General features: G+C 46.8%; 10 protein-coding genes. 8 read left to right on the forward strand and 2 right to left on the reverse strand.

What is annotated here, in order from left to right; translation table 11 throughout:
* Positions 1-60 precede the first annotated feature (60 nt).
* The 8 genes from Q0218_RS03495 to Q0218_RS03530 are packed head-to-tail and all read left to right on the forward strand — an operon-like array spanning position 61 to position 6,171.
* Positions 61-822, forward strand: a complete 762-nt coding sequence (locus Q0218_RS03495) for a cytochrome C (RefSeq protein ID WP_297966256.1) — start codon at positions 61-63, stop codon at positions 820-822.
* On the forward strand, positions 819-2,054 hold the full coding sequence (locus Q0218_RS03500) for a nitrous oxide reductase family maturation protein NosD (protein ID WP_297966258.1): 1,236 nt from the start codon (positions 819-821) through the stop codon (positions 2,052-2,054). Before Q0218_RS03495 ends, Q0218_RS03500 begins: the two co-directional genes overlap by 4 nt.
* Positions 2,051-2,731, forward strand: a complete 681-nt coding sequence (locus tag Q0218_RS03505) for a 4Fe-4S dicluster domain-containing protein (protein ID WP_297966260.1) — start codon at positions 2,051-2,053, stop codon at positions 2,729-2,731. Before Q0218_RS03500 ends, Q0218_RS03505 begins: the two co-directional genes overlap by 4 nt.
* 2 nt (positions 2,732-2,733) lie before the next feature.
* Entirely contained in the window at positions 2,734-3,306 is a 573-nt protein-coding gene (locus Q0218_RS03510; RefSeq protein WP_297966262.1) for a hypothetical protein, read from the forward strand.
* A gap of 9 nt (positions 3,307-3,315) precedes the next feature.
* A complete protein-coding gene (locus Q0218_RS03515) occupies positions 3,316-3,771 on the forward strand; it encodes a c-type cytochrome (protein ID WP_297966264.1) in 456 nt (151 codons plus the stop codon).
* Between the two features lie 3 nt (positions 3,772-3,774).
* A complete protein-coding gene (locus tag Q0218_RS03520) occupies positions 3,775-4,680 on the forward strand; it encodes a NapH/MauN family ferredoxin-type protein (RefSeq protein WP_297966266.1) in 906 nt (301 codons plus the stop codon).
* A gap of 11 nt (positions 4,681-4,691) precedes the next feature.
* Complete coding sequence (locus Q0218_RS03525; protein WP_297966268.1) at positions 4,692-5,351, forward strand: ABC transporter ATP-binding protein; 660 nt, start codon at positions 4,692-4,694, stop codon at positions 5,349-5,351.
* Positions 5,344-6,171 carry an ABC transporter permease subunit gene (locus Q0218_RS03530; protein ID WP_297966269.1) on the forward strand — a complete coding sequence of 276 codons (828 nt, stop codon included), beginning with the start codon at positions 5,344-5,346 and terminating at the stop codon, positions 6,169-6,171. Before Q0218_RS03525 ends, Q0218_RS03530 begins: the two co-directional genes overlap by 8 nt.
* 375 nt (positions 6,172-6,546) lie before the next feature.
* Here the strand turns inward: Q0218_RS03530 and Q0218_RS03535 are convergent, their stop codons facing one another.
* Positions 6,547-7,326 carry a hypothetical protein gene (locus tag Q0218_RS03535; RefSeq protein WP_297966271.1) on the reverse strand — a complete coding sequence of 260 codons (780 nt, stop codon included), beginning with the start codon at positions 7,324-7,326 and terminating at the stop codon, positions 6,547-6,549.
* Positions 7,327-7,496: 170 nt separating this feature from the next.
* On the reverse strand, positions 7,497-9,438 hold a 1,942-nt coding region (locus Q0218_RS03540), incomplete at its 5' end, for an AMP-binding protein (protein WP_297966273.1).

A 9,438-nucleotide genomic window follows, 5' to 3' on the forward strand; every position in this document is an offset into this window, starting at 1 on the left:
TTTCGTTAAATTTAAAAAGCCTTTCGCGAAAAATTTTTTAAATTTAATAAAGGAGAAACGATGAAGAAGTATCAAATTTACACCATTATCGCATTAGTTTTGATGACCGTTTGTTTTACGATCCCGGTCCTTGGATGGTTCGGCGCGAAGGCTAAAATCGCAGCCGGCGAGCCGATTGCCGGGTATTCGTATAAAATTTACGACCTTTACACCTCGTTTCAGTACAAAAATCACTTGATGCCAGACGACGTAAAAGCCAGCCTACAAAAAGCGATCGAGCAAAAAGCCGAGATCGGCACGCCCTCTTTTCCTATCTGGTACGTCGCGCTTGAAGCGCCAAACTACCCAAAAGACGCCTTTCCGGACGGTATCCCCGTTTATTTTCACGTTGACGGATACGGCGGCGACGTGCACGAGATGAACACCATAAACCACTACATCGGCATGTATCCGATGGAGCACGGCGGCAACGTCGAGCGCGCGATCGCGCCTTATTATCTGCTTATTTCCACGCTTTGCATGCTAGCCTTTTTGTACTACGACGGCAAATTTAACTCCCTACTCATGGTGCTTCCCGCTATCGCTCCGCTGCTTTTTATGGGCGCGTTTGCGGGCTGGCTTTACTGGTACGGGCACAATATGCAAGAGTGGGGCGCGTTTAAGATTAAGCCTTTTATGCCGACCGTGCTTGGCGACGGCAAGGTCGCGCAGTTTACGACGCATTCGTATCCTAGCATAGGATTTTGGGTGATGATAGCTATGAGCGCGCTTTGCATCCTAGCCGTATTTTCTAAGAAAAAAGAGCTCAAAGAAGCCAAATGAAATTTAAGCTTTTGCTCTTTTGCGCGCTAAATTTGACGGCCTTCGCCGGTCCGCTACAAGACGCCATAAACGCTGCAGAACCGGGCGACATCTTGCGGCTAAACGACGGCCTTTACGAGGGAAATATAATCGTCGATAAGCCGCTAACGATAATAGGCAAAGGCGAGAACGCCGTGATACGAGGCGACCGCAAATCAAGCGTGATAAAAGTAACGGCAAAAAACGTAAAGCTTATAAATTTAAACATCGAGGGTAGCGGCACGAGCCAGATGAACCTAGATGCGGGCATAAGCTGCGCAAAGGGCAATAATATTTTAGTCGAGAAAAACCGCTTTAAAGACGTGCTTTTCGGCATCGAGCTATCAGAATGCAACCAAGCCGTGATAAGAGATAACAACATCACTTCAAAAGAGGGCTTTGACGTGCCTAGACGCGGAGACGCCGTGCGCGCATGGTATTCGCACGAAAATTTGATCGAGCAAAACTACGTCTATAACAGCCGCGACATCGTAGCGTGGTTTTCCAGCAACAACGTAATCCGCAAGAACTACGGGCAAAACAACCGCTACGCCGTACACACGATGTACTCGGCGGGCAACCTCATCGAGGATAACGAATTTAGCGGCGGCGCGGTCGGGATGTATTTTATGTTTTCTACGAATTCCCTCGTGCGCCGAAACGTGATAATCAACTCAAACGGAGCCTTTGGCGTGGGTATCGCGCTAAAAGATACCTCGGGCTTTACCGTGAGCGAAAATACCTTTTTGTATAACTCGCGCGGCATCTACTCCGACCGCTCGCCGCTAAATCCGGGCACCGTAAATTTGATCGAAAATAATCAAATTTTATACAACGTCATCGGGCTACAAATGCACGCGACGCAGGAAAAAAGCGTGTTTAAGGGCAACGATTTTATCGGCAATATGGAAACGGCTATCAACGATACTCCTGGCTCAAAGATCGAGCTAAACGAGTGGAGCGGCAATTATTTCGACGAATACGAAGGACTAGATCTAAACCGCGACGGCATCGGCGACACGCCCTACTCGCACTTTATTTACGCCGACAAGCTTTGGCAGTATTATCCGGCTCTGCGCTTTTTTTACGGTTCGACCGTGATTAGCGGGCTAAATTTTCTAGCTAAGCTAGCGCCTTTTTCCGAGCCGCTTAAGCTTTTAGAAGACGACTCTCCAAAAATGCGCCCTAATAACGCTCAAAAGGTCGCGCTATGAATAGACGAAATTTTATCGCTCTAACGGCAGGCGCGGCGGCCGCAGGCTACGGCATCGGATATTTTTTACCCAAAACGCGCGCGGACGAGCTTTTTTTACGGCCTCCCGGAGCCGTTAAAAATTTCGAGTCGCTTTGCATAAAATGCGGCCAGTGCGTGCAGGTTTGCCCATATCACAGCATCGGACTACTAGACATCGCGCAGGGCTACTCAAACGGCACGTCCTACATAAACGCGCACGAGCGAGGCTGCTATCTATGCGACCTTTTTCCTTGCGTTTTAGCCTGTCCCAGCGGCGCGCTAGATCACGCCACGACGCAAATCAGCGACGTAAAGATGGGCGTTGGCGTGCTAAGGGAGCATGAAGCCTGTCTTGCTTATAAAAACGAAAACGTAAATTTAAGCGGCATTACGAAAATGCTAGGGCGCAAAATTTACAACGATCGCGAGCAAGCCGTAAAAGACGCCGTCCAAAATAGCGTGGATAAGCCCTGCGATCTGTGCGTTAGCCTCTGCCCCGTCGGAGACGTCGCTATATCTATGGCTAAAAGCGACGGGCGAAATTTGCCCGAATTTAAACGTGGCTGCGTTGGATGCGGAGCGTGCGCCGAGGTTTGCCCCGTACAAATCATCGACATAGCGCCAAACCGCAGCTATGACGAAATTTACAAAGGATAAAAATGAGAAATAAAATTTTAGGCTGTCTCGCGGCTCTCGCCGTGGTAGCGCTGATAACGGGCTGCGAGAGCAAAGACGATAAAAAAAGCGCGACGCAAGCGGCAAAAACGCAAGCGACGCCCGCCGCCGCAGGCATGATAGAGACGCAAAAAGCGGACGCTAACGCGACCGCGCAAAAAGACTACGATCAGTTTATGAGCTACGACATAAACGGCAAAAAGAGAGTCAAATTCGGCCTGGACGACGAGGAGAGCGAGACTAGTCGCTCAGTGGGCGCGCTAGCGATGGTGCGAAGCCCACTGCAAAGCATAAATTTAAAACTCGTAAAAGGGCGCCTTAGCAAGGACTTTATCGTAAAATGCTCCGCCTGCCACGACGACTACGCCAACGGCATCATCGGCCCGTCGCTGCTAAATAAAACCTCGGATCAAATTTACGACATGATCTTTGCGTACAAGAACAAGCAAAAGGCAAATCCGCTGATGAAAGACTTAGTCCAAACCCTAGACGAGGCGCAAGTCCGCGCTCTAGCAAACGAAATCAGCGAATTTAACGAGCAGTTTAGAAAAAAATAGGAGGCTAAAATGGGAAAGAAAATAGCGATAATCTTTGGAGCTTTGGTCTTGGTTCTTATGATTTTTATGCTGACTAGCCAGCCCTCAGCGCCCATAAAAGACGCTAGCAGGCCCGAAATAAAACCCCAAGACTTCGCCCCTAAGCAAGAGCGAAACGAGGAGCTAAACCTGCAAGACGCCGAGGAAATAAAAAAGATAAAACAGCTGCAAAATAGCGTCGCAAATCAGCCTAACGAGGGCGTTAGCAAACGATACCTCACATCTTGCGCGCCTTGCCACGGAGCAAACGGCAAGGGCGTAATGGCGCCTAAAATCTCAGGCAAAAGCAAGGACGAAATTTTAGCTAGGCTAAAAGACTACAAAGAAAATAAAGTACCAAACAGCCTAATGAAGGGACTTTTAAACAACGTAACGGACGAGGATTTAGGCTTGTTAGCGGATGAAATTTCAAAATTTAAAGAGTAGCGGATGGATAAATATAGCACGCGCTGCACGGTCTCAAAGGTCGATTTTTTCGATACGCTGACGATAAAAAACGGCGAGGGCAAAAAAAGCCTCAGCTGGCGAGGACGCCGTCTCATCGTAATCGCGCTAGTGCATATTTTGTTCGTGCTTTCTTACCGCGCAGATATTCAAATTTTAGAAGGCGACATCAGCGGATCAAGGATTTTGGGATTTCACTTGACCGATGCTTTTATGAGCTTTCAAGTATTTGCCGCGACGCACGAGTTTCCGATAAATTTGATCATCGGCACGGCTACGATTTTGCTTTTTTATGCGCTTGTGGGCGGGCGGGCGTTTTGCGGCTGGGTGTGTCCTTATACCTTTTTAGGCGAGATCGGCGAGAAAATACACGAAAATTTAGCCGCTAAAAAAATCATCAAACGCCGCGAGTTCGACCCCAAATGGCGCTACGTCTTTACCGCGCTTTTTATAGCGATGAGTTTTGCTAGCTCGCAGCTCGTGTTTGAGATTTTTAGCGTGACGGGCATCGTGTCTAGATTCGTCATTTACGGCTATTTTCACGCGATTTGGTTTGCCCTTTTCGTGCTTTTAGTGGAGATTTTCTACTCCCGCAGGGGCTGGTGCCGCTACGTCTGCCCTATCGGCGCGACGTATTCGCTGCTAACCCGCACCAACGCCGTTAAAGTCAGCTGGAACAAAGATCGCTGCGACCACTGTTTAGTCTGCATCGATACCTGCCTCGTGCCGCACGTGCTTGAAATCACGAAGAAAAACGCCAAACTAGACGGCGACGAAAATAAAAAAGAATTTCGTCTCGTGGGCGGCGACTGCACGCTTTGCGGGCGCTGTATCGACGTGTGCCACCACGACGCGCTGAAATTCGACAACGGCTTTAAAAAGCTCATCTAAAAAGGATAAATTTGATAATCTTAAAAGACATCACCAAGGCTTTTGGCTCGCAAAAAATATTGCAAAACGTAAATTTAAGCATAAAAAAAGGGCAAAAAACGGTCGTGCTAGGACAAAACGGCGCCGGCAAAAGCTCGCTGATGCGCATCATACTGGGCGAATTTAAGCCAAACAGCGGCGAGGTGCGAGTAAACGGCTTTGATCCTTTTGCCGCGCGCAAAGAAGCCCTTAGCGTAATATCTTTCGTCCCGCAAACGCCGCCGCCGCTTAAATTTAACCTAAAAGAACTTTGCGAGTTCGTATGCAAAAGCTCGGGCGCCCCGCAGGAAAACATAGAGAAATTTTGCGAGAAAATGGAGCTTGATCTAAAAGGAAATTTTCATAAGCCCTTTTACAAACTCTCAGGCGGCATGAAGCAAAAAATGCTAATCGCAATCGCCTTCGCTAAAAACACCGAAGCTATGATGTTTGACGAGCCGACGGCAAATTTAGACCCCAAAGCCAGGCGAAATTTTATGCACTTGCTGGGCGAGTTCGCGCGCGAAAAAACGCTGGTTTTCATCTCGCACAGGCTTGATGAGGTGCAGGACATATCAAACCGCTACGTCGAGATGGATCTGGGGCAGATCATAAAAGACGAGCTAATCTCTCAAGGAGGCGCTCATGCGTAACTTGCTACTCATCGCCAAACTAGACGTCGCCGAGTCGCTACGCTCGCGCTGGTTTCTCATCTATATGCTAGTTTTTATGGGGCTTATCGTTACATTTATCTTTAGCGGCGTGACGGACTCGCGGGTGCTGGGCTTTAGCGGACTTACGCGGCTTTTGCTGCTTTTTATCCAAATTTGCATCGTTATCGTGCCTATTTTTATCCTCATCTCGACCGTGCGCAGCATCAGCGCCGACCGCGACACGAATTTGCTTGAATACATGCTTAGCTTTCCCATTAGCCTGGGTGAATACTATTTCGGCAAGGCTTTGGGGCGTATTTTCGTTATTTTCGTGCCGCTTTTGCTCTCTTTCGTTTTAGCCGTAGTTGCCGGTCTAGTTAAAAAAATCGAAATCCCATGGGATATCCTAAGCCTCTACACCGCCCTACTTTTTGCGCTTAGCTTCGTGTTTTTGTCGTTTGGATTTCTCATCTCCTCGGTGATCAAAAATCAAGAAATGGGTCAGGGCGTCGCGTTTTTGCTCTGGCTTATCTTGCTGGCATTTTTGGATCTAGCTCTCATGGGCTTTTTGATGAAAAGCAACGTGCGCGAGGATATCATCTTTTTCATCGCGCTCATTAACCCCATCGAGGTCTTTAGGATCGCGGCGATTAGCCTGTTTGATCCGAATTTAGCCGTTATCGGCGTGGCGTCAAACTTCGTGCTAAACAACTTTAGCGTATTTGGCTTCGTGCTTTACTCGATTTTTTACCCGCTGATTTTGGGCGCGATTATGCTTGTGGGCGGATATTTTATCTTTAGCAGCAGGGATTTGGTGTAAATTTAGCTAGTCTGCGGTAGCCGAATTTGGCGTTTAGGCAGGCTAGCTTTTATCAAGCAAATTTAACCGCACATGCGGCTAAATTGCGATGAAAGGGTGTTATTTCTACGCTATCCATAACCGCTAAAATCCAAAATTTATCATCGTTATGAGGCGTATTAGATTTAAGTTCAAAATTCGCCTTTTATTTTATCGCGGTGATATTTATTAGGACGCTACTTTACCGACCGGCGGCTGGGTATCTTGACCTATATATAGTAGCTTAGCAACTGTTTTGAATAGTTGTCGTTTAAATTTAGATTAAATACAGCCATTGTTTATCCTTTATATGAAATTTTTTATTTTAAAATCTTTAATAAAATTTATATAAAACTTTTAGCGCATCTCTATATCTCTACCGCCCAAATAATTTTCTTCCAGCGGATAATTTATATTGCCGCAGTTATCAAATTTAAAACCTTTTCCAATACCGACTACGGCATTTTTTCTCTTTTTATAGTATTCTCTAGTAATGTCAAAATTTGTTACCAAGTCATAAATATACTCCGAATGGTTAAATTGCATATAATTACCGTTAAATATAGCGAATTTATCAAGAAACAAAGTGCCTGTAACAGCTTTATCGTCGCCGCCAACCCTAACTATCGGTCTATCAAATCCAACGCTCGTATCTTTCAAATTTATTTTTAAATATTTCTTTGGATCGGTTTTTTTAGCTTTTAATTCTTTCATCAGTATCTGCTCGGTTGTTTTTCCCTCTTGGTAATATTTTTCTAATACTTCAAAACAATTCGATAAGTTTATATTTTCTAGTTCATAGTATGCAACCTCATATCTACTGGACCAAAGACTACCGAAGGTTTTCAGCCTATAAGCATCAATCATCCAATATAACTTTACGTCATAGTCCAAATATGCCCCTGCTACTCTTTTATACAGCTCCTCTTTGGGCAAAATTCTATTCTCTTTTAGGCAGTATCCTTGCTTGTATTTGTCGTAGTCGGAGAGAGAAACTATCACAAAGCCTCGCGAGGTGGAAAAATCTGGCACGATGCGGATAAATGCTGCGCAGAGTATCGCCGTAAAAAGCACGACCGACCAAACTATCTTTTTAAGTTTGCTACCGAAGAGTTTTTGTTTTAAATTTAAATTCAAAATTTACCTTGTTATTTTATTTTCATTATGATTATATTGTGATTAAACTTAGGTGTTTATAAACAGGTATCGCCGTTTTAAAATTTAATTTTGCAGGGTCTTTTGCCAGAGCTTAGACAATAGGCAAATTTGACGACCTAGCCGCCAAATTTGCCTATCATAGCGTAAATTTAAGCCTCTTCCGTCGTGCTCAAATTTCCCTCGCCGGCGACTAACTCGGCTGCTAGCTTTTTGCTTGATTTAAAGTCCACTTTACCCGTTCCTAGCACCGGTACGGCATCTACTTTATAAATTTTTGAAGGCTGCATGATAGAAGGTATCGCAGAAGCCCTGATGCGCGCGGCCACGTCCTCCTCGCTTATCTCGCCGCTAAAGAGCATAACGACCTGCTCGCCCTTTTTCTCGTCGGCGACGTTGGTGCAGACAAAGGTAACCTCATCGCCCAGCACGCCTGAGATTTGAGCCTCGAGCGCGCCTAGGCTTATCATCTCGCCGCCGATTTTAGCAAAGCGAGATAGCCTATCCGTGATGGTTAAAAAGCCCGCCTCGTCTAAAAAGCCGATGTCGCCGCTGTTATAGTAGCGCACACCGTCTAGCTCCACGATCGCTTCTTTCGTGCGCTCCTCATCTAGATAGTAGCCCTTCATCACCTGATGGCCGCCGATTAGGATTAGGCCGGCTTGCCCGTTTTCTAGCTTTTCTAGGCTTGTTGGATCGCAGATTCGTATTATCGTGCCGGCTGTCGGTAGACCCACGCTGCCCTCTTTTGAAAAAACAAGCTCTTTAAAAAACTCGGGCTCTAGCACGTTTGCGGTATTTACGCTAACGACGGGCGAGGTCTCGGTCGTGCCGTAGCCCTCGTAAATTTCGACGCCGAATTTCATCTTAAACTCGCGCTTAACGGCCGCGTTTAGCTTCTCAGCGCCGGCGATGGCGTAGCGGATCGTAGAAAACATCAGCGGATTTAGCTTTTTGTTTTTGGTATAGAGCCTAAAAAACGTTGAAGTGCCAAACATTATCGTCGCGTGGTATTTGGCGACCATCTTGCCCACAGCAAAGGCATCTGTAGGATCGGGCACGTGAGCCGAGGCGATACCCTCGCTAAGCGGGAAAAAGGTCGCCGCTGTAAGCCCAAACGAGTGAAATATCGGTAGCGACGCTAAGATCACGTCGTTGCCGTCCGTATTTACGATCTCTGAAATTTGCTTGATGTTAGCCATTATGTTTTTATGCGTTAGCACGATGCCCTTTGGCGTGCCCTCGCTGCCGCTGCTAAAGAGTATCGTCGCATCATCGTCTATGCGAACGTCGCGAAAATAAATAAGCTCAAGCAGCCAGCGCGGCATCAAAACCGCCTTTAGCATCGCGCAAATTTTATCAGCCTTGCTTATGCCCTGCGCGACGTCTTCGAGATAGATTAGTCTGCCTTTTAGAGATTCTTCCAGCTCAAAGCCGCGAGCCTTTAGCTTGGCGATAAACTGGCGCGACGTGATTATGCTTCTTAACCCAGCCTTGTCCGCGCAGCCGATCAAATTTTGCTCGCTAAGCGTGTAGTTTAGATTTACGCTTATCTTGCCTCTGATAAATAGCATCAAATTTATAATGCTACCCATCACCGAGGAAGGCAGTATCACGCCGACGTTTCGCTCTTTTAAAAACGAGAATTTAAATTTAGACAAAAACACAAGCACCGTCGCGATAACCTTGAGATTGTTTAGATCAGCGCCCGTGCTATCTACCATCGAGCGTTTAAACAGATTTGCTTTAGCGTGTTTTAGCCAACTGAACTGCATAGGCTCGAGCGTTTTTAGATACTCCGCCCAGCTAAAAAACGATAGCTCGACGACCTTTTCGCGCACCTGCGGGGCTTTGGTTTCAGGTGCCAAAGGCGCGCCGAAGCTCACCCTGATAGCGCGCTTGCCGTCTATTTTGCGGCTGATTTTTTGGTAGTATTTTTGAGCGCGCGAGAAGCTAGAGCCCCAAAGACCCCGCAGATAAAACGGCACGATGACTGAGTTCGTATCGCTTGCGGCTATCTCGTAACCGTGCGCAAACTCGTCTATCTGGCCGTTATAGCTGATATGCCCCTCAGGAAAGAGCGCCACCACGTCG

The sequence above is a fragment of the uncultured Campylobacter sp. genome, assembly GCF_938039245.1.
GTDB lineage: Bacteria > Campylobacterota > Campylobacteria > Campylobacterales > Campylobacteraceae > Campylobacter_A.